We start from the raw sequence: 19,180 nt of genomic DNA on the forward strand, positions 1-19,180 counted from the left end.
CGGTTTCCCGGACGCCCTTCTTGTGCCTTGCAGCGGTCCTGAGTGAGATCAGGCGCTGTAGTACATGTCGAACTCGACGGCCGACGGCGTGGTTTCCCAGCGCAGCACTTCGGGCCACTTGAGTTCGAGGTAGGAGTCGATCTGGTCCTTGGTGAACACGCCGCCTTCGAGGAGGAAGTCGTGATCAGCAGCCAGCGAGTCCAGAGCTTCGCGGAGCGAACCGCAAACGGTGGGGACTTCGGCCAGCTCTTCGGGCGGCAGATCGTACAGGTTCTTGTCCATGGCTTCGCCGGGGTGGATCTTGTTCTTGATACCGTCAAGACCAGCCATCAGCAGAGCGGCATAGCACAGGTAGGGGTTGGCCATCGCGTCGGGGAAGCGGAATTCAACGCGCTTCGCCTTGGTGCCGGCGCCGTAGGGGATGCGGCACGAGGCCGAACGGTTACGGGCCGAGTAGGCCAGCAGAACGGGGGCTTCATAGCCCGGCACCAGACGCTTGTAGCTGTTGGTGGTCGGGTTGGTGAAGGCGTTCAGGGCCTTGGCGTGCTTGATGACGCCGCCGATGAAGTACAGGCAGGTGTCCGACAGACCGGCGTAGCCGTTGCCGGCGAACGTGTTCTGACCCTTATCCCAGATCGAGATGTGGGTGTGCATGCCGCTGCCGTTGTCCTTCATGATCGGCTTGGGCATGAACGTGGCGGTCTTGCCATAGGCATTGGCGACCTGATGCACGACATACTTGTAGACCTGCATGCGGTCGGCGGTGGTCACCAGCGTACCGAAGGTCAGACCCAGTTCGTGCTGAGCCGAGGCCACTTCGTGGTGGTGCTTGTCGCAGGGCAGGCCCATGTCGAGCATGGTCGAAACCATTTCGCCGCGGATGTCGACCAGGCTGTCGACCGGAGCCACGGGGAAGTAGCCGCCCTTGGCGCGCGGACGGTGGGCGAGGTTGCCGCCTTCATACGACTTGTTCGAGTTGGTCGGCAGTTCGATGTCGTCGATCGAGAAGCCGTTGCCATTGTAGCCGTCATAGAACTTCACGTCGTCAAACACGAAGAATTCGGCTTCGGGGCCGACGTAGACGGTGTCGCCAAGGCCGGTCGACTGCACGAAACCTTCGGCGCGCTTGGCGGTCGAACGGGGGTCGCGGGCATAGAGTTCGCCGGTCGAGGGTTCGACGATGTCGCAGACCAGGATCAGCATCGGGGTGGCCGAGAACGGATCGACATAAACAGCGTCGAGGTCGGGCTTGAGGATCATGTCCGACTCGTTGATGGCCTTCCAGCCTTCGATCGACGAACCGTCGAACATCAGGCCGTCTTCGAGTTCGCTTTCACCCAGGACCGAGGCGACCATGGTGAGGTGCTGCCACTTGCCCTTGGGGTCGGTGAAGCGCAGGTCGACCCACTCGATTTCCTCATCCTTGATCCGCGCAAGGATGTCTGCTGCAGTTGCCATTCCGATAGTTCTCCGCATTATGGCCGGGGTCGACAGGTTCGAACCTCCGGCAAAGATTTCAAATTGCTTATGTAGGGCGGCCCGCCCGCAATGCCTGTGCCCTGCGCCCGATCCCTGACGGGGCAGGGACGGGCAAGGGATCAGACCGCGTCGTTGTCGCGTTCGCCGGTGCGGATACGCAGGGCGTTGTCGACGGGGATCACGAAGATCTTGCCGTCGCCGATGCGGCCGGTCTGGGCCGCGCCTGCGATGGCTTCGACCACGCGTGCGGCCAGATCGTCGGCCACAACCACCTCAAGCTTCACCTTGGGCAGGAAATCGACGACATATTCTGCGCCGCGATACAGTTCGGTGTGACCCTTCTGGCGGCCAAAACCCTTGGCCTCGGTCACCGTGATGCCGGACACGCCCACTTCGTGCAGCGCTTCCTTCACCTCATCCAGCTTGAACGGCTTGATGATCGCCTCGATCTTTTTCACGCCTGCACCATCCCTCATTGGCGGGGCCAAAACAGCCACCGCAGTGCGCAATTACGCCAGCATCCGGACCGCGATGGCCGGACCTGATGCGGTTGACGCTGGTAAGGATCTAACAAGATTCGTGCCAGAGTCGATTGGGAAGGGATAGGACAAAGGAAGCCTGAGGAAAACCTCTGAAATGCGGCTTTGCACGAAAGATTTTCCGGAAAACCGGGGGTGTGCGGGCAGGATAATGACTCAAACTGCCAATTTTGCGATCATTTTTTAGGCAGTGCTGCCTACATTTTGGGCATGGGTGCCCAAGGGGCTCTTTCGCGCCGGAAAGAGCCCCCAAAAGAGATCAGAGTGCGAGGCCCGCCGTCTCGGGCAGACCCGCCATCAGGTTGAGGCTTTGCACCGCAGCGCCGCTGGCGCCCTTGCCCAGATTGTCGAGCACGGCGACGAGGCGCGCCTGCGTACCATCGGCGCTGCCGAACACATGCAGCGTGAGCGCATCGGAAGGCGCCATCGAGGCGCGCAGCAGCATTTCGGCAGGCGTTCCCGCCTCGGCCACGCGCACGATCGAGCCACCGGCATAAAAGGCCGCCAGCCCTTCGCGCAGCGCATCGGCCGAAGCCGCGCCGGGGATCGCGGCCAGAGGCAGCGGCACCTCGACCCACATACCGCGATGGGCCGGGATCACGCTGGGGGCAAAGACCGGGGCGTGGGCAAGCCCGGCATAGCGCGTCATTTCGGGTACATGCTTATGCCCCATGCCCAGTCCATAGGCGCGGAAAGCAATGTCGCGATCTTCTTCAAACCGTTCGATCAAGGCCTTGCCGCCGCCCGAATAGCCAGACACGGCATTGACCGTATAGGGCCAGTCGGCGGGCAGCAGCCCGGCGCGCACCAGCGGCGCGACCAGCGCGATAAAGCCGGTGGGATAGCAGCCCGGATTGGCGATCCGGTCCGCACCGGCCACCGCATCGCGCCCGACGATCTCGGGAAAGCCATAGGTCCAGCCCGGCGTCACGCGATGGGCGGTGCTGGCGTCGATGATACGCACTTTGGCCCCCTGCGCCATCTCGACCGCCTCGCGCGCGGCGTCATCATGCAGGCACAGGATCGCGAAATCGGCGGCATGCAGCGCTTCCTTGCGCGCGGCGCTGTCCTTGCGGCGCGTGTCATCCAGAATGATCAGGTCGAATTCCGACCGCCCGCCCAGCCGGTCGGCGATCTCCAGGCCCGTGGTGCCTGCGGCACCATCGATGAACACGCTCAGGCTCATGCCAGTTTCTCCAGTTGATCGGCGGCAATATAGCCGACCATGCCGCCGGGAATCTCGCCCCACGCATGGCCGCCCGCCAGATCGAGCACATCAAATTGCGCGCCCGCATTCAGGCTGGCGATGGCCTCGCCCCCCGGAGCGCGCAAAACCTCGGTTTCGCCCATGGCGCGATGCGGCATGGGCACCACATAATGCGGCACAAACACCTGTCCCGCCAAGCGAATATGCGCAACATCACCTCGCACGGGGACGCGGGCCGGATCGGGTTTGCCCACAGGGCCGCTCAACGCGAAGGATGCGCCCAAAGCCGGAACCTGATTTTCAAACATAGATAAACTCGCCTGCCCCCGACACGGAAAGGCGGGCGCTTAGCCGGAAGGCGCGGTTTTCGCAAGTTTCAGGGGAAAATTCACCCAAACCGGGCCTTCACCATTGCCCATGCCGCGCGCAGGCCCAGTGCATCGCCGCCCTTGGGGCGTCCGGGCTTGGCGGTGGGGCGCCATGCGAAAGTGTCGAAATGGGCCCAGTCGATGCCTTCACCCACGAAACGGTCGAGGAACAGCGCGGCCACGCTGGCCCCGGCAAAGCCGCCGGCGGGGGCGTTGTTCATGTCGGCAATGTCGGATTTCAGCCATTCGCGATAGCCGTCATACAAAGGCAGCCGCCAGACCGGATCGTCGCAGGCCAGTCCGGCATCGAGCAGAGCCTGCGCCGTACCGTCGGTCCTCGCAAACATCGCGGGCAGGTCCGGCCCCAGCGCCACCCGCGCCGCCCCCGTCAGCGTGGCGAAATCGAGGATCAGGTCCGGCTTGCCCTCGCTGGCCCGCGTCAGCGCGTCGCCAAGGATCAGGCGCCCTTCGGCATCGGTATTGCCGATTTCGACCGAGATCCCTGCCCGGCTGCGCAGCACATCGCCGGGGCGGAAAGACCCGCCCGACACCGCATTCTCCACCGCCGGGATCAGCAGGTGCAGCCGCACCTTCAACCCGGCCTCCATCACCAGCCGCGCCAGCGCGAGGGCATGGGCCGCCCCGCCCATATCCTTCTTCATAATCAGCATGGCCGAGGACGGCTTGATATCCAGTCCGCCCGAATCGAAACACACGCCCTTGCCGACAATGGCGAGGCGAGGGGCCTTTTCATCGCCCCATTCGATCTCGATCATGCGCGGCGCGTGGGATCGCGCGGCGGCGCGGCCCACCATATGGACCATCGGAAAATCATGCTCCAGCGCCTCGCCGCGCGTGACGCGGAGCGTGGCGCGATGGGCCTTGGCCAGCAATTCGGCCTCATGCTCCAGTTCGGCCGGGCCCAGATGTTCGGCGGGCGTGTTGACCAGATCGCGCACCAGCGCCACCGCCCCGGCCTCGGCCAGAGCGGGCGCGATGGCCTTGACCTCGCCGGTCAGCAGGACGCGCGGCGCTTCGCCATTGCCATCCTGACGATAGCGATCATAGCGATATTGCCCCAGCGCCCAGCCGATGAAGGCTGCCCCGGCGCTGCACGGACCGGCAGGCACAAGGCGATAGAAACCGCCCGGCAGAACATCGCCCAATTTACCAAGGCACCAACTGCCCAGCACATCGAGGCGCGCCACGCCCGCCGCCACGGCAAAGCCGTCGCCATCGGGGATGATCGCATGGCTGCCCGCCTCGCCCTTGAACTTCTGCCCGGCCAGAGCGGCGCGCTGCGCCGGCGTTCGGCCTTTGAGCCATTCCTCATAGGAAGCCTTGTCCACCAGATGGATCGGCGTTGCGGCCTGCCGACGGTCGGGCTGGACCAGATCCGGCAGGGAAGGGTCGGCGGCGGTGCTGTGGGTCTTGGACATGGCCCCTTATGGACCCAGGCGGGGGGGCGCTTCAATCCAGATAATCATCCAGCTTGCATGGGGGCGGGGGCGCTCTATCCTTGGGCGCGAATGGTATGGAGTTGGCAGGCATGATGAAGGCTCGGGCGATTGTGACGGCAGGACCGGTCCTGTCTCTTGCCCTTTTCTCTGCGGCCTGCGGCGGGGCGGGCGATGCGCCCTCGCAAGGCGCCAGCGCCGCCTCGGGCGCGGTGCCCACCCATGCCGCCGCGTCCAGCCCGACCCCGGGCGAGGCGCGCAAGGTCAAGATTGCCAATGACTTCTTTGAATTCGACTACAGCTATCCGGCCGCCGCCGCTGGCATACCGGGCCTGAAAAGCTGGCTGGAGGCCGATATGGGCAAGCAGCAGTCGCGGCTGGCCAAGGAGGCGCGCGCGGCGGCCAAGGAGGCCAAGACCGACAATTTCCCCTTTCGCCCATGGGCCAATGGCGTGGAATGGAAAGTGGTGACCGATCTGCCCGGCTGGCTCAGCCTGTCGGCGGCGGTCTATGAGGATTCGGGCGGCGCGCATCCCAACCATGGCTATACCGCGCTGTTGTGGGACAAGGACGCGGGGCAGCAGCGCAAGGCCGAGGACCTGTTCACCAGCAAGGCGGCGCTGTCGGCGGCAATCCGCGAACCGTTTTGCGCCTTGCTGGATAAGGAGCGGGCCAAGCGGCGCGGCGAACCGGTGGTGCGGTCAAGCGAATGGCCCAATGATTGCATCGACCCGGCCGCCTCCACCGTCATTCTGGGCAGCAGCGATCACGCCCATTTCAACCGCATCGGCATTCTGGTCGGGCCCTATGAGGCCGGGCCCTATGCCGAGGGGGATTATGAGATCACGCTGCCGGTGGATGCGCGGGTGATGGCGGCGGTGCGCCCGGAATATCGCGCGGCCTTTGCGGCGGGCAAATGAGGCCGCGCCCCCAATAAGCGCACCCCCAATAAGCACACCTCTGTCATTTTTCGCGCGCTTTGCTATATGGGGGCCATGACACAATATCAGATCGTCGCCGATGGCGACACCGTGCTGCGCGACGGCACGATCAAGCTGCATGGTCCCGCCGCGTTTGAAGGGATGCGCCGCGCCGGTCGTCTGGCCGCCGAGATCCTTGATGCGCTGACCGAGGTGGTCAAGCCGGGCGTCACAACGGGCGAAATCGACGACATCGTGCGCCAGATGACGCTGGATGGCGGGGCTGTTCCGGCAACACTGGGCTATCGCGGCTTTGCGCATAGCTGCTGCACCTCGATCAACCATGTGATCTGCCATGGCATTCCGGGCGACAAGGTGTTGAAGGACGGCGACATCGTCAACATCGACGTGACCCCGCTGCTCGATGGCTGGCATGGCGATTCCAGCCGGATGTATCTGGTGGGCGATGTGCCGTTGAAGGCCCGGCGGCTGGTCGATGTGACCTATGAATGCCTGATGATCGGCGTGGAGATGGCGCGTCCGGGCGTGCGCCTTGGCGATATAGGCCATGCGATCCAGCGTCATGCCGAGGGGCACCGCTATGGCGTGGTGCGCGATTTCTGCGGCCATGGCGTGGGCCGCCTGTTCCATGATTCGCCCGAGGTCGTGCATGTCGGCACGCCGGGCACCGGGCCGGAATTGAAGCCGGGCATGTTCTTCACCATCGAGCCGATGATCAATCTGGGCAAGGCCGGGGTCAAGATGCTCGACGATGGCTGGACGGCGGTGACGCGCGACCGTTCGCTCTCGGCGCAGTTCGAGCATTCGATCGGCATCACCGAGGATGGCTGCGAAATCTTTACGCTCAGCCCCAAGGGCTTGCACAAGCCGCCCTATTGAGCGGTTTGCAGCGGACGATAAAAAGGGGCGGTGCCTTGGATGGCGCCGCCCCTTTTTTCATGCCTTAGGATCAGGTCAGCGCCTTGTAGATCGCAAAGGAACTGGTGGCCATCAGCACGATGCTGACCATGATCAGCAGATGTTTGGGCGCGATGCGCTTGGCAAACCATGCGCCAAAGGGCGCGGCCAACAGCCCGCCCACGAGCAAGCCGCCGGTGACGGTGGTGAAGGCCGAAAAGCCCGAATTGTAGATGAAAGTGGCCGACACCGCGAAGGTCAGCACGAATTCGGCGGTGTTGACCGTGCCCACGGTCTTGCGCGGATCGGTGCCCTGCAGCAGCAGGTTGGAGGTGACCACCGGCCCCCAGCCGCCCCCGCCCGACGCATCGAGAAAGCCGCCGATCAGCCCCAGCGGCATCGTGATGCGCGCCTCGTCATGCAGCTTTTCCGAGGGGTAGTGGAACGCCTTGTAGAACAGGTAAAGCCCGATCAGCGCCAGATAGGCCATCACGAAGGGCCGCGCCACCGAAGCATCAATATGCGACAGCACCGTGGCCCCCGCCACACCGCCGATCACCCCCGGCACGGCAAGCCGCCCGAAAAGTTTCCAGTCCACATTGCGATGCAGGATATGGCTGAGCCCCGAGGCGCCCGTGGTGAAGAATTCGACCAGATGCACCCCCGCGCTGGCCCGCGCGGGCGGCACGCCCATCGCGCTGACCAGCAGTGTGGAGGAGATCACGCCAAAGGCCATGCCCAGCGCGCCATCCACCAATTGCGCGGCAAAACCGATGCCGATGTAGGGCAGAAGCGCTTCAAGGCTGAAAGAGGCGAGGCTGAGGGACACGAAAGGCTCTCTTCTGTCTGAAAGGCGCCCGGTTTGGCGCTGCGCCGCATGGAAAACAGATTAGCGCATGTCTTGCAGCAAAGAAATTCTATCAAAGTGGTGGAGATTGTGATTTTCATGCAAAACCCCTCTTCCGGCTGTGCCGAAAGAGGGGGCGCGGGGCCGGCCGTGAGGGGATGGAGCCAACCCCTGGATAAAAATCTATCAGAGATCGAAGCGGTCGGCTTCCATCACTTTGGTCCATGTTTTTGCGAAATCGGCCACGAAGCGGGGCAGGGCGTCATCGGTGGCATAATATTCGGCCAGCGCCCGCAATTGCGCGTTCGAGCCAAAGATCAGATCGACACGGCTGCCATGCAGCTTTGCCTCGCCACTGGCGCGGTCATGGCCGGTGAGGCTGCCATCCTCGTTCTGCGTCCACACCAGCGCCGTGGTGGCCCCCAGCAGGTTGCGGAAGAAGTCGTTGGAAAGCACGCCCTCGCGGTCGGTGAACACGCCCAGCTTCGAACCCGCGCTATTGGCGCCCAGCGCGCGCAGGCCACCCACCAGCACGGTCATTTCCGGCGCGGTCAGGCCGAGCAATTGCGCCCGGTCCACCAACAGTTCCTCTTCCGAGCGCGCGAGTTCGCCGGAACGGAAATTGCGGAAGCCATCGACCTTCGGCTCCAGCACGGCGAAGCTCTCGGCATCGGTCTGCTCGGCCGTGGCGTCGGTGCGGCCCGGGTGGAAGGGGATCGAGAGCGTAACGCCCGCCGCCTTGGCCGCCGCCTCGACCGCCGCATCGCCGCCCAGCACGATCAGATCGGCAAGGCTGACCTTCTTGGGCGCATGGGCCTCGTCGAACCCGGCCTTGATCGCGGCGTAAACCGTCAGCGCCTTGGCCAGTTCCTCCGGATCGTTCACCGCCCAGTCGCGCTGGGGCGCCAGAGCGATGCGTGCGCCATTGGCCCCGCCGCGCCGGTCCGACCCGCGATAGGTGCTGGCCGAGGCCCATGCCGTGGCCACCAGCCGCCCGATGGACAGGCCCGAGCCGAGGATCGCGACCTTGAGCGCCGCCACATCGCCCGCATCCACCAGCGGATGATCGACCGCCGGCACCGGGTCCATCCAGATGCGCGGCTGCGCGGGAACCTCGGCGCCCCGATAGCGGGTGATCGGCCCCATGTCGCGGTGGGTCAGCTTGAACCACGCCTCGGCAAAGGCATGGGCTAACTGGTCGGGGTTACGGTGGAAATTCTCGGATATGGCGCGATAGGCCGGATCGGTAATGAGCGCGATATCGCTGGTGAACATCATCGGGGCGTGGCGCTTTGCCGGGTCATGGGCATCAGGCACGGTGCCTGCGCCCGCATCGCCCTTGGGTTTCCATTGGTGGGCCCCGGCGGGGCTCTTGGTCAGTTCCCATTCAAAGCCGAAAAGCGTGTCGAAATAGCCATTGTCCCATTGGGTCGGGTTGGGCGTCCATGCGCCTTCCAGACCGCTGGTGATGGCGTCGGCGCCGCGTCCGGTGCCATGGCTGCTGATCCAGCCCAGACCCTGCGCGGTGATGTCGGCGGCTTCGGGATCGGGGCCGACCAGAGCGGCATCGCCCGCGCCATGCGCCTTGCCGAAAGTGTGGCCGCCCGCGATCAGCGCCACGGTTTCCACGTCATCCATCGCCATGCGGGCAAAGGTCTCGCGGATGTCGCGCGCGCTGGCCAGCGGATCGGGTGTGCCGTTGGGGCCTTCCGGGTTCACGTAGATGAGGCCCATCTGCACCGCGGCCAGCGGGCTTTCCAGTTCACGGTCGCCGCTATAGCGTTCGTCGTCCAGCCACTTGGCCTCACGGCCCCAATAGACGTCGTCTTCCGGCTCCCAGATATCCTCGCGCCCGCCGCCAAAGCCGACGGTGGGCAGACCCATCGATTCCAGCGCGCAATTGCCGGTCAGGATCATCAGATCGGCCCAGCTCAGCGCTTCGCCATATTTCTGCTTGATCGGCCAGAGCAGCAGGCGCGCCTTGTCAAGGTTCACATTGTCGGGCCATGCGTTGAGCGGGGCAAAGCGCTGGTTGCCGGTCGAGGCGCCGCCGCGCCCGTCAAAGGTGCGATAGGTGCCCGCGCTGTGCCAGGCCATGCGGATGAAGAGCGGGCCATAATGGCCGTAATCGGCAGGCCACCAGTCCTGCGACCGGGTCATCAGGGCAAAGATATCGGCTTTCACCGCCGCCAGATCGAGCGCTTCAAAGGCCTGCGCATAGGCGTTCCGGCCCTTGGGCGCGACCTTTTCGCTGTGCTGCGAGAGGACTTTCAGGTTCAGCCGGTTGGGCCACCACATGTCATTGGTGAGCGCGGCCACAACGGCGGTGCGGCTGGCTTTTGCGTGGAAAGGGCATTTCGATTCAGCGTTCATGGTGCATCCCCTTTGGTTTGCCTGATGGCCAAGAATTATTCCATGTTTACTTATCGGTGAAGCTGCATGATTGTATTACAGTGATCGAATTTGGCGATTATGGTGCGCAAGGCCGCTTGCCTGATCCGCGCGGGGGCCCTAAGGGCGCGCATCAGATTTTGCGCAGGCCGCGCCATGATGCAGGAGGAATTGCCGATGCCCACCAAGACCGAAACCCTGATGGCGCGCGGCAAGGCATTTCTGGGCAGTGAATATGCGATCCTGTGCGGCGCGATGAGCTGGGTTTCGGAACGCAATTTGGTCTCGGCGATCAGCAATGCGGGCGGGTTCGGCGTGATTGCCTGCGGGGCGATGACGCCCGAACTGCTGGATGCTGAAATCGAGGCGACCAAGGCGCTGACCTCCAAGCCCTTTGGCGTCAATCTGATCACCATGCACCCCAAGCTGTTCGAACTGATCGAGGTCTGCGCGCGCCATGGCGTGACCCATGTCGTGCTGGCCGGGGGCATTCCGCCCAAGGGCAGCGTCGAGGCGATCAAGGCTTTCGGCGCCAAGGTGCTGGTCTTTGCCCCGACGCTGGCGCTGGCCAAGAAGCTTCTTCGCTCTGGCGCGGATGCCTTGGTGATCGAAGGGTCTGAGGCAGGTGGTCATATTGGGCCCGTATCAACGTCTGTGCTGGCCCAGGAGTTCCTGCCCGCACTGGCCGAAGATTATCTTGTTTTTGTCGCGGGCGGAATTGGGCGCGGTGAGGCTATTGCCTCCTATCTGGAAATGGGCGCGGCGGGCGTGCAATTGGGCACCCGCTTTGCTGCGGCGAGCGAGTCCATCGCCCATCCCGATTTCAAAAAGGCCTTCTTCCGCGCCGCCGCGCGTGAGGCTGTTGCCAGCGTGCAGGTCGATCCGCGCCTGCCGGTAATCCCGGTGCGCGCGCTGAAGAACAAGGGCACCGAGGAATTCACCGCCAAGCAGCGCGAAGTGGCCGCCAAGCTGGATGCGGGCGAGGTGGACATGCATGACGCGCAATTGCTGATCGAGCGCTACTGGGCGGGCGCGCTGCGCCGCGCGGTGATCGAGGGCGACGTGGAAAACGGCTCGCTGATGGCGGGGCAGTCGGTCGGCATGGTCACCAAGGAAGAGCCGGTGGCCGATATCATGGCCTCGCTGATCGCGGAATGCGAAGCCGCGCTTAATAAGCGCTGATGGCACGCGCCGATCGTCTGGAGCGGCTGGAGGCCCAGCGTGAAGAGGCAGAGGCCGAGTATCGCGCGGCGCTGATCGCGGCGCTGCGGGTTACGGCGGCGGGCCAATGGGGCCTGTTCGATCATCAACAGGATCGCCATGCGCGGGCGAAAGCCGCGCCGATGCTGGCCGAGCTGAACGATCTGGCCGAAACCATTGACGGTATGCGCGAAAAACTCGGCATGGAGGCGTTTGCGCTCCATGCCGAGTTTCTGGCCGCGCGCGGGCCGGTGCGGTCCGACGCGGTCGGAGAGCCCAAAAAGGCCGCCGCATGGTTGCAGCGGCTGGGCGCCTAACCCCGGAGCGTGATTTCCCGCTCCCTGCCCAGCGACCAGCGGAACAGGTGGTCGCGGGTGGAAATCGACGGCGGCAGGCGTCGGTCATCCTGACGGCGCATGCCCTGCAGGCGCAGGGCTAGCGACAGGGCGACATAATCGCTGTGCCGGGTCAGGCCCTCCATGCGGCTGACGGCGGTGATCCGGCGCGGGTCGATGCGCCCCTGCGCCAGATCATGGCGCGAGGGGTTGGGCGAGGCAGCAGCAAAGGCGGCGCTTTCGGGAATGCGGCTGTCATAGATCAGCAGGGCAGGGGCGGAGGCGGCCAGCGCGGGCCGCGCCGCGATCAATCCGGCCGCGCCCGCGCCCTGCAACAGACGGCGGCGGGAGAGGCGCAGCATCACTTCTTCCCTCCCTTTGGCCCCGGCTTTTGCGCCAGATAGGCCGCCACCGCATTCAATTCCGCATCGGTGAGGTCCACGCGGGTCTGGGCGGGCATCGCCCCCTTGCCGCCGCGCACCACCGCCTTGACATAATCGGCGGTCAGATCCCGCCGGTTGGCCAGCAGCCCGTCGGAGGGCGGGCGTTTCATCATCATCATCTGCTTGGTCAGCAGATTGGTGCCCATGCCGCCCGCCAGATGGCAATAGCCGCAGGAATGCTCAAACACCGCCTTGGGGTCGCGCCCCGGTTGCAGGCGGTCGCCCGCAGGTTGGGCCGCGCGCATCTGATAGGGCGGCAATTCGGGGACGCCGCCCGGCGCGGCCGCCATGGCCGGGATCGGAGCGAGCAGCGCGAGGGCGATCAGGAACCGGCTCATTCCGCGCCCTCCTTCTGCAAGGCGCGATAGGCCGAGGGCCAGATGCCCTGTTTGCCCGGCGCAATGATGCCATTGGGGTCCAGCGCGTCCTTCACCTTTTCGCCAAAACGGCGCAGGGCGTGGTCGTTGAAATCGAACGTGTCCATCACCCGGTCCATCCAGCCCAGATGGGTGCGATATTCGCCGTAACCCGCCTTGGCGGTCTCGGTGATAAGCGCGTTGAACAGTTTTTTCATATTGTCGACCTGCGCCGCATTGTCGCGATCATACATCAACATATTGACATTATTGGCAAAACGCCCGCCAATGGTGAAACTGGCATAGAAGTCGACATCGTGATCGGCGATGATCTTGCGGCTGCGCTTCAACTGGCCCATCACATGTTCGGACGTGGCGGGCACCACCGGCGAGAAGCCCAGATGCGCCCCGCGGCCGCCCACCCAGTCCGACATTTGCAGCGGCACCGCCGAGGGCGTGCCCAGCGCCAGATCGAGCGGCGGCTTGGGATCGCCCTGACGCCACCAGACCTCCATCGCGGGGGCGGCGAGGTGGCGCTTGAAGGCGGCCTTGATCACCTCGGCCTTGGCCTTGTTGACGCTCTCGTCGCCATAGAGGCGGATCGAGACGCGCCAGTAGCCAAGCTGATATTGCTTGAGCAATTCCTTGACGCGCCATTCGGGCATCGCGGTGGGTTTATCCCAGAAATCCTTGCGCGTGCCCAGCACGACGATCTTGCCCAGCCAACTGGGGATGAACACGTTCTGGTCGATCACGCCCGCGATTTTCAGCGGCGTCACCGTGTCGATGACCCAGCCGATGTCCTCCTCCTCCGGGATGTCCCAGGTCAGCTCAAGGCTGGTTTCAGGCGCGGGCTGCATCCACAGGCCCGCCTTGGTGACCACGCCAAGGTTCGACTGGCTGAAGGCCAAGTCCCATGTCGGGCCGTAATTCATGGGGAAGAGGTGCCAGGCCGGATTGTCCTTCATCGCGCCCATGCCGGTGCGCAAAAGGTCGCCGTCGGGCAGCACCGCCTCGATCCCGCACAGGTTGCGCGCGTGCAACCCATAGGGCGTATAACCGATGCCGTGTTCGAGCGCATTGCCGATCACGCTGCCCCAGCCATTGCCAGGGACAGACAGCCAGAGCGGGGCCTTTTGCCGCTCCACCTCGTCATGCAGGTCGAAGAAGCCCACGCCCGGTTCGACCACCGCATAGGCCAGCTTTGGATCGAGTTCGAGGATGCGGTTCATCCGCCCCAGATCCAGCACCACAGAGCCCGCCATGCGCGGCGCGGCGGTGCCATAGCCAAGGTTCTTGCCCCGCGCGACCGGCCAGAGCGGCACCTTGTATTCATTGGCGATGCGCACGATGGCGCGCACTTCCTCGACCGATGCGGGCGCGACGGCGGCCGATGCGGGCCAGCGCTCGGGCGAGCCGGGGGCATAGGCATCGGCATAGGCATCGCGGTCGGCATCGGATGACATCACCCATCCGGCCCCCACAACCCCGGCAAAAGCCTTGAGCGCGGCGTCAAAGGATTGCGGGCCAACCCGCGGCGGCAGGGTCAGTTTCACGGACCTTTTCCTCTCCAATTTTTATAACAATTGTTATGGATGATGCGCATCGCGCGCGCGCCTGTCAACCGGGAAAGTGACGCGCAGAAAAAAGGGGCGGACCTTGCGATCCGCCCCCCAAAGTCGGGTCAAAAATGCACAGTTCAGAACGACTTGCGCACCGAAATTGCCCATTCACGCGGACGGCCCACATTGCTGTAAACCGTGCCTGCCGAGGCATAGAGCGCCTGGAAGCGCAGCGGCAGATAGTAGTATTTGTCAAACAGGTTCGACACTTCAAAGCTGATCGCCAGATCCTGCTTGGGGTTCTTCCAGGTCAGGCGCGCATTGGCGAGCGCAAAGGCAGGGTTGTAATCCAGCGGGCTGGTCACGGTCAGGCGGCCGATCTGCTGCTTGCCGGTATAGACCAGGTCGAAACGCGGGGTCAGCGTGCCGTTGCTGCCGCCCAGATCGGCGGTGTACTGAATGCCCGCGCTGCCGCGCCAGTTGGGCGAGGTGATCGGATCGGACAGTTTGATCGAGGTGACCTGCGCGCTGATCCGGTTCCATTCGCCATCGATCCAGCTCAGCGTGGCATCGATGTTCAGGCCGTCAATCGGCGTGGCCGAAAGTTCGCCTTCAAGACCCCACATCTTGCCATCGCCCGCATTCTGAATGGCGGCGCAGGGATAGGGATCGGTGCCCGGCGCGAAGCCGTCGAGCAGCGAACAATCCGAGATCGGCAGCTGGATGTTCTTGTAGTCATTGACGAAACCGGCCAGGTTCAGGCGTAGACGACGGTCGAACAGGTCGCTCTTGAGGCCCAGTTCATAAGAAGTGAGCGTTTCGGGGCGGAACGTGCCGTTGGTGGCCTGCGTCTTGGTGAACGGACGCGCCGTCACGCCGCCGCCCTTGAAGCCGGTGCTGACCGTGGCATAGGCCATCAGTTGCGGGCTGAAGCGATAGTCGGCCGAAATGCGCCAGTCGAGCTTGTTGCCGTCGTAATTGGCCACGCTGCCATTAAGCGCGCCCACGCCGAACGGATCGACCAGCGCGCCGCCCGACCAGTTCTGGCGGACAAAGGTGTAATCCTTGTGCTCGCTGGTATAGCGCAGGCCCGCCGTCACGTTGAGTTTGGAGGTGGGATGCAGGATCAGCGTGGCAAAACCGGCCTTGGAATTGGCCTTGACCGGATCGTTGCCCTGGAATTGCAGGTAGAAGCTGGGCACGTTCGGCACGATGTAGCGAATGTCCTGACGGGTGAAATAGACCGAGGTCTGGTCATTGTAAAAACCGCCGATGGTCCATTCGGCCAGGCTGCCGATCTTGCCGTTCAGGCGCAGTTCCTGGCTGAAGAAGCGGAAGGTCAGGTCATTGTAACCGGCCCCGCCGATCGGTCCATAGGGGGTGAAATCGTCGTCGGTGCCAAAGGTCTGGTGATACTTGCGATAGGCGGTGATCGACTGGAGGTTGAGATTGTCGCTGAGCGTGTACTTCAGATTGCTCGACACGCCCCAGCCGGTGAACATCGTGTTCATCGGCATCGTATAGGCCTGCCCTGCCTGCCCGCCGGCGGGCATGTAGAAATTGGCATAGGTGCAGAAATTGCCGCAGCGGAAATCGACCCCGCCGGTCTTGGCCGTATTGTCCACGGTCAGCACACTGGCGGCATTGCTGCGGTTTTCGTAGGTGTAATCGCCCGAAACGATCCAGTCGAGCTTGTCATTCGGGTTGTAGCGGATCGAGGCGCGCGCGCCGGTGTAATTCTTCTCGCCCAGCTTGCCGATCACACAGCCCTTGCCGGTATTGGGATTGCCCGTGATGCCCAGCGAATTGCCGGGATTGGCGCAGCCATAGTCGATCATGTTCACATAGCCGTCCTGGCGCTTGTGAACGCCCGAAACGCGCACGAACAGCGAGTCAGTCAGCGCGAAATTCATGCTGCCGCGCAGGTCCAGACGGTTGCGCGCGCCATAGGCGGCCTCGATATTGCCCGAATTTTCCGCGCTCGGCTTGGTCGAGAACATCTTGATCGCGCCGCCGATCGAGTTGCGCCCCGTCAGCGTGCCCTGCGGGCCGCGCAGCACTTCAACCCGGTCGAGGTCCAGCAGATCCATCACCGAGCCGGTGAGCGAGGCATAGTAAACATCGTCGATATAAATGCCCACGCCCGGTTCATAGGCGGGGTTGAAGTCATATTGGCCCACGCCGCGGATATAGGCCGCCATCGAGGAGCCGAAAGCGCCGCCCATTTGCGTGAGCTGAACGTTGGGGGCCTGGGCGGCAATCTGGCTGATGTCGGTCTGGTTGCGCGACTTCAAAAGGTCGGAGGTGACCGCCGTGATCGAGAGCGGTGTGTCCTGCAGCTTTTGCGAACGGAACTGGGCCGTCACCACGATTTCCTTCAGCCCATGCTCTGCGGCATCGGCGGGCGGAGCGTCAGCGGCTTCGGCGGCGAAGGCGGGCGCGGCGCTCAGCGCACAGGCCATCGCCGTGGTGGCAACCGCCTGAACCAGGCGCGCGCGAGTAAAGATGCCAATAGTCCTGGCCATGATTCCCTCTCCTATATCGGGCTGTTTCAGCCCTGACGTTTGTGAGTGATACATACGATTTTGAACTTGGCAAGCAGGCTTGGGGGTTTTTCTTGGGCGCGGCCTGCTTGATAGGGTTACTGATGCGAAAAGGTCACATTCGTTAATGTGAAAAGGGGAAAAAACTTGCCTTTCGCTCCCCGGATGTGGTTAGTTTCACCACCATGAACAGCAGTAACAGCATGCCCGCTTCCCCGCCCGAAGACGCCTCCTCTGAACCGGCCGCCGCCGCATCCGAAGATGGCCTGACCGACCTGCTGATTAGCCTGCTCAAATTGTGCAGCCTGATCGGCGATCCGATGAAGGTCGGGGTATGCGATCCCTTCGCCGCTTCCACCAACGAGGTGAAGGTGCTGATGGCGCTGGCCGGTGAAGGACCGCTGGCCGGGCATGATCTGGTGCATATTACCGCCATGTCTGCGATGAATGTCAGCCGGGCAATCGCGGGGTGCAAGGCGCGCGGCTGGGTGGAGGATTTCAACGACCCGGAAAACCGCCGCCGCCGCCCGGTGCGCCTGACCGAGGATGGCGAGGCGACCTATCGCCGGATGCAGCCGATGCTGCACGGCGTGGCTGAGAGCCTGCTGGGCAAACTGACGGTGAGGCAGCGGCGGGAAATGGGGCATTTGACCGATCTGGTTCTGCGCCGCATCGCCGAATGGGAAGCAGCGCAGCCTCAGGATCAGGCCGGTTCCTGAACCTGTCCGGCGAGCAGGGCGCCGAAACGCGGATGGGCAAAATGCATCGGCACATCATGGCGATGGGGCCATGTCTGGCGCAATTCGGCGGTGCGGATTTCGTCCGGGCCGATGGGGTTGGCCGGATAGCATTCGGTCAGCGGCTGAAGATGCGCGGTGGTCTTTGACCAGCCCGCTTCATAATCGCCCTGCCACTGCATCATGTAATCAAGGCGCTTGATCTTCCAGACGCCATTTTCCTTAACGTAATCATTCTCATAGATGCCTGCCTCCATGAATTGCAGCGGCAGGCCCTGCGGCTTGAACTCGCGGCTTTCATGGCTGCCGCCAAACAGCATGCCGCGGAAGCGGCCCTTGGCGGTCTGGCCATCGGGGGCGATGGTGATGATGTCCTGCATCTGGAAATGGTCGAGCAGGAAGCCATAGGCGGGGCCTTCCTCGCCGGGCGCAAGGAACAAAGATTTGAACCATGTGCCATAAAGACGATAGGCGCCCTCGCGGCCCTTGTAGATCCCCGAAAGAAAGATAACCTCGCCGTCTTCGGCAAAGAGATTGGCGACATCTTCGGCCCGGTTGAAGTCGATATAGTAACCATAGGCCCAATGCAGGCGGCGGATCGCGTTGATATCCTCCAGCTCCTGCACGCGCCGCTCCAGCGCGGCCAGACGGGCGTCTGTATCAGCCATGTCACTCTCCCATATTGCCAGCCCGATTCCTTGGGGCTATTTGTATGCTATACTAACAATCATAACGCTCTTGGCGAGAGGGAAAATGCATGGGCGAGGAAACGAAAGACTGGGCAGGGCGCGTGGCCTTTATCAGCGGCGGCGTATCCGGGCTGGGCTTTGGCATAGCGCGGGCCTTTGCGCTGGCGGGGATGCGTCTGGCGCTGTCCTGGCGCAACGAAGATTACCGCAGCAAAGCCGCAGCATGGTTTGCGCAAAACGGTCTGGAGGAGCCATTGTGGGTGCGCCTCGACGTGACCGACCGCGAGGGATTTGCCCGCGCCGCAGCGCAGGTCGAAGAGCATTTCGGCGCGGTGCATGTGGTGGTCAACAATGCGGGCGTCTCGGTCTTCGGCAATACCGCCGAGGCATCCTATGACGATTACGACTGGATCATGGGGGTCAACTTTGGCGGCGTCGTCAACGGCGTGGTCTCCTTCCTGCCCGCGCTGCGCCGCGCCACCGGCCGCCGCCATGTCGTCAACATCGCCAGCATGGCGGCCTATCTCTCCGGCCCGCAGGCGGGGATCTACACCGCCAGCAAATTCGCGGTCCGGGGCCTGACCGAAAGCTTGCGCTACAATCTTGTGCCGCTGGGCATCGGCTGTTCGCTGGTCTGCCCGGCGCTGGTCGCGACCAACGCATGGGATTCCGCCTTTCGCCGCCCGGCCGAATTTGCCGACAGCGGCTTTGGCGAGGTGAACCGCGGCGCGCTCGAACATTTCGGCAAGGTCTTCTCGGCTGGCATGGATCCGCTCGAAGCTGGGCAGCGCATCCTGTCCGGCATGAGCGAGGGGAAGGGCCTGATCTTTACCCACCCGGAATTCGCCGAGGATTTCAAGGCGATCTATGAGGATAGTCTGGCTGCTCTGCCATCGGATGAAGCTCCCCCTGAACGGCTGGAGGTCGAGCGGATGCGGCGGGCGGCGAACAAGGCGGCGTTGGAAGGGCGGGAGATTACGATTGCGGATTTGAATTAAGAAAGGAGTTTGTCTCCGGCGGGCAAAGGGCGGGGGCCCTTTGCAATCCCGTTTTGGGGGTTGCGCTAAGATTTCCGCGCCGCAGGCAATATCTTAAAGCCTTGTCTGGACGGCGCTCCTCGTCAAGGGGTTGTGAGAAGTTTTGAGTTAATCGGGAGCGGTCTTGTCTTCGGCCTGTTTTTGCGGGTTTA

At 63.5% G+C, this 19,180-nt stretch carries 18 protein-coding genes; 6 read left to right on the plus strand and 12 right to left on the minus strand.

The features are described from left to right. Positions 1-48: 48 nt before the first annotated feature. From glnA to BGP00_RS18385, 5 genes are all read right to left on the minus strand, one after another. Positions 49-1,458 carry a type I glutamate--ammonia ligase gene (gene glnA, locus BGP00_RS18365; RefSeq protein WP_168605069.1) on the minus strand — a complete coding sequence of 470 codons (1,410 nt, stop codon included), beginning with the start codon at positions 1,456-1,458 and terminating at the stop codon, positions 49-51. 140 nt (positions 1,459-1,598) lie between these two features. Continuing rightward, on the minus strand, positions 1,599-1,937 hold the full coding sequence (locus tag BGP00_RS18370) for a P-II family nitrogen regulator (protein WP_168605132.1): 339 nt from the start codon (positions 1,935-1,937) through the stop codon (positions 1,599-1,601). 340 nt (positions 1,938-2,277) lie between these two features. Further along, positions 2,278-3,204 carry an N-acetyl-gamma-glutamyl-phosphate reductase gene (gene argC / locus BGP00_RS18375; RefSeq protein WP_292691332.1) on the minus strand — a complete coding sequence of 309 codons (927 nt, stop codon included), beginning with the start codon at positions 3,202-3,204 and terminating at the stop codon, positions 2,278-2,280. Then, the gene (locus BGP00_RS18380; RefSeq protein ID WP_168605071.1) at positions 3,201-3,533 is read right to left on the minus strand and encodes an SH3 domain-containing protein; all 333 of its coding nucleotides are present in this window, start codon (positions 3,531-3,533) and stop codon (positions 3,201-3,203) included. The genes argC and BGP00_RS18380 overlap by 4 nt, the downstream gene beginning before the upstream one ends. Positions 3,534-3,613: 80 nt before the next feature. Beyond that, positions 3,614-5,032, minus strand: coding sequence for a M17 family metallopeptidase (locus tag BGP00_RS18385; protein WP_292691329.1), 1,419 nt, complete (start codon positions 5,030-5,032; stop codon positions 3,614-3,616). A 110-nt stretch (positions 5,033-5,142) separates the two neighbouring features. On the opposite strand from BGP00_RS18385, the gene BGP00_RS18390 reads away from it, so the two are divergent. After that, positions 5,143-5,970 (plus strand): DUF4163 domain-containing protein, encoded by an 828-nt coding sequence (locus tag BGP00_RS18390; RefSeq protein ID WP_246870307.1) that lies wholly within the window; start codon positions 5,143-5,145, stop codon positions 5,968-5,970. 75 nt (positions 5,971-6,045) lie between these two features. Continuing rightward, a complete protein-coding gene (map, locus tag BGP00_RS18395; protein ID WP_292691328.1) occupies positions 6,046-6,870 on the plus strand; it encodes a type I methionyl aminopeptidase in 825 nt (274 codons plus the stop codon). Positions 6,871-6,940: 70 nt separating this feature from the next. On the opposite strand, the gene BGP00_RS18400 is transcribed toward map, so the two are convergent. Together BGP00_RS18400 and katG are read right to left on the minus strand one after the other, a co-directional pair. Next, entirely contained in the window at positions 6,941-7,717 is a 777-nt protein-coding gene (locus BGP00_RS18400) for a sulfite exporter TauE/SafE family protein (protein WP_292691326.1), read from the minus strand. Positions 7,718-7,921: 204 nt separating this feature from the next. Further along, complete coding sequence (katG, locus tag BGP00_RS18405) at positions 7,922-10,108, minus strand: catalase/peroxidase HPI (protein WP_292691324.1); 2,187 nt, start codon at positions 10,106-10,108, stop codon at positions 7,922-7,924. A gap of 195 nt (positions 10,109-10,303) precedes the next feature. On the opposite strand from katG, the gene BGP00_RS18410 reads away from it, so the two are divergent. Both BGP00_RS18410 and BGP00_RS18415 read left to right on the plus strand, forming a co-directional pair. Continuing rightward, the gene (locus tag BGP00_RS18410; protein ID WP_168605076.1) at positions 10,304-11,308 is read left to right on the plus strand and encodes a nitronate monooxygenase; all 1,005 of its coding nucleotides are present in this window, start codon (positions 10,304-10,306) and stop codon (positions 11,306-11,308) included. Beyond that, complete coding sequence (locus BGP00_RS18415) at positions 11,308-11,643, plus strand: hypothetical protein (protein WP_168605077.1); 336 nt, start codon at positions 11,308-11,310, stop codon at positions 11,641-11,643. Before BGP00_RS18410 ends, BGP00_RS18415 begins: the two co-directional genes overlap by 1 nt. Here the strand turns inward: BGP00_RS18415 and BGP00_RS18420 are convergent. From BGP00_RS18420 to BGP00_RS18435, 4 genes are all read right to left on the minus strand, one after another. Then, complete coding sequence (locus tag BGP00_RS18420; RefSeq protein WP_292691319.1) at positions 11,640-12,023, minus strand: hypothetical protein; 384 nt, start codon at positions 12,021-12,023, stop codon at positions 11,640-11,642. The two genes, BGP00_RS18415 and BGP00_RS18420, sit on opposite strands and share 4 nt — an antisense overlap. After that, the gene (locus tag BGP00_RS18425; protein WP_292691317.1) at positions 12,023-12,442 is read right to left on the minus strand and encodes a cytochrome c; all 420 of its coding nucleotides are present in this window, start codon (positions 12,440-12,442) and stop codon (positions 12,023-12,025) included. The genes BGP00_RS18420 and BGP00_RS18425 overlap by 1 nt, the downstream gene beginning before the upstream one ends. Beyond that, entirely contained in the window at positions 12,439-14,016 is a 1,578-nt protein-coding gene (locus BGP00_RS18430; protein WP_168605080.1) for an FAD-binding oxidoreductase, read from the minus strand. Before BGP00_RS18430 ends, BGP00_RS18425 begins: the two co-directional genes overlap by 4 nt. Positions 14,017-14,159: 143 nt before the next feature. Continuing rightward, positions 14,160-16,547 carry a TonB-dependent receptor gene (locus BGP00_RS18435; protein WP_168605081.1) on the minus strand — a complete coding sequence of 796 codons (2,388 nt, stop codon included), beginning with the start codon at positions 16,545-16,547 and terminating at the stop codon, positions 14,160-14,162. Positions 16,548-16,750: 203 nt separating this feature from the next. Here BGP00_RS18435 and BGP00_RS18440 point away from each other — a divergent pair, with 203 nt between their 5' ends. Then, positions 16,751-17,284, plus strand: a complete 534-nt coding sequence (locus BGP00_RS18440; RefSeq protein ID WP_292691314.1) for a MarR family winged helix-turn-helix transcriptional regulator — start codon at positions 16,751-16,753, stop codon at positions 17,282-17,284. On the opposite strand, the gene BGP00_RS18445 is transcribed toward BGP00_RS18440, so the two are convergent. Further along, positions 17,269-17,970 carry a nuclear transport factor 2 family protein gene (locus tag BGP00_RS18445; protein ID WP_168605083.1) on the minus strand — a complete coding sequence of 234 codons (702 nt, stop codon included), beginning with the start codon at positions 17,968-17,970 and terminating at the stop codon, positions 17,269-17,271. The genes BGP00_RS18440 and BGP00_RS18445 overlap by 16 nt on opposite strands. Before the next feature lie 89 nt (positions 17,971-18,059). On the opposite strand from BGP00_RS18445, the gene BGP00_RS18450 reads away from it, so the two are divergent. Beyond that, positions 18,060-18,989, plus strand: coding sequence for an SDR family NAD(P)-dependent oxidoreductase (locus BGP00_RS18450; RefSeq protein WP_168605084.1), 930 nt, complete (start codon positions 18,060-18,062; stop codon positions 18,987-18,989). Positions 18,990-19,180: the final 191 nt, after the last annotated feature.

This window comes from Novosphingobium sp. 63-713 (genome assembly GCF_001898925.1).
Lineage (GTDB): Bacteria > Pseudomonadota > Alphaproteobacteria > Sphingomonadales > Sphingomonadaceae > Novosphingobium.

Coding starts and splice junctions, on each gene's coding strand:
- glnA (WP_168605069.1), bottom strand. CDS start 1,458: ATGGCAACTGCAGCAGACATCCTTGCGCGGATCAAGGATGAGGAAATC.
- argC (WP_292691332.1), bottom strand. CDS start 3,204: ATGAGCCTGAGCGTGTTCATCGATGGTGCCGCAGGCACCACGGGCCTG.
- BGP00_RS18380 (WP_168605071.1), bottom strand. CDS start 3,533: ATGTTTGAAAATCAGGTTCCGGCTTTGGGCGCATCCTTCGCGTTGAGC.
- BGP00_RS18385 (WP_292691329.1), bottom strand. CDS start 5,032: ATGTCCAAGACCCACAGCACCGCCGCCGACCCTTCCCTGCCGGATCTG.
- BGP00_RS18390 (WP_246870307.1), top strand. CDS start 5,143: ATGATGAAGGCTCGGGCGATTGTGACGGCAGGACCGGTCCTGTCTCTT.
- map (WP_292691328.1), top strand. CDS start 6,046: ATGACACAATATCAGATCGTCGCCGATGGCGACACCGTGCTGCGCGAC.
- katG (WP_292691324.1), bottom strand. CDS start 10,108: ATGAACGCTGAATCGAAATGCCCTTTCCACGCAAAAGCCAGCCGCACC.
- BGP00_RS18410 (WP_168605076.1), top strand. CDS start 10,304: ATGCCCACCAAGACCGAAACCCTGATGGCGCGCGGCAAGGCATTTCTG.
- BGP00_RS18415 (WP_168605077.1), top strand. CDS start 11,308: ATGGCACGCGCCGATCGTCTGGAGCGGCTGGAGGCCCAGCGTGAAGAG.
- BGP00_RS18420 (WP_292691319.1), bottom strand. CDS start 12,023: ATGCTGCGCCTCTCCCGCCGCCGTCTGTTGCAGGGCGCGGGCGCGGCC.
- BGP00_RS18425 (WP_292691317.1), bottom strand. CDS start 12,442: ATGAGCCGGTTCCTGATCGCCCTCGCGCTGCTCGCTCCGATCCCGGCC.
- BGP00_RS18435 (WP_168605081.1), bottom strand. CDS start 16,547: ATGGCCAGGACTATTGGCATCTTTACTCGCGCGCGCCTGGTTCAGGCG.
- BGP00_RS18440 (WP_292691314.1), top strand. CDS start 16,751: ATGAACAGCAGTAACAGCATGCCCGCTTCCCCGCCCGAAGACGCCTCC.
- BGP00_RS18445 (WP_168605083.1), bottom strand. CDS start 17,970: ATGGCTGATACAGACGCCCGTCTGGCCGCGCTGGAGCGGCGCGTGCAG.
- BGP00_RS18450 (WP_168605084.1), top strand. CDS start 18,060: ATGGGCGAGGAAACGAAAGACTGGGCAGGGCGCGTGGCCTTTATCAGC.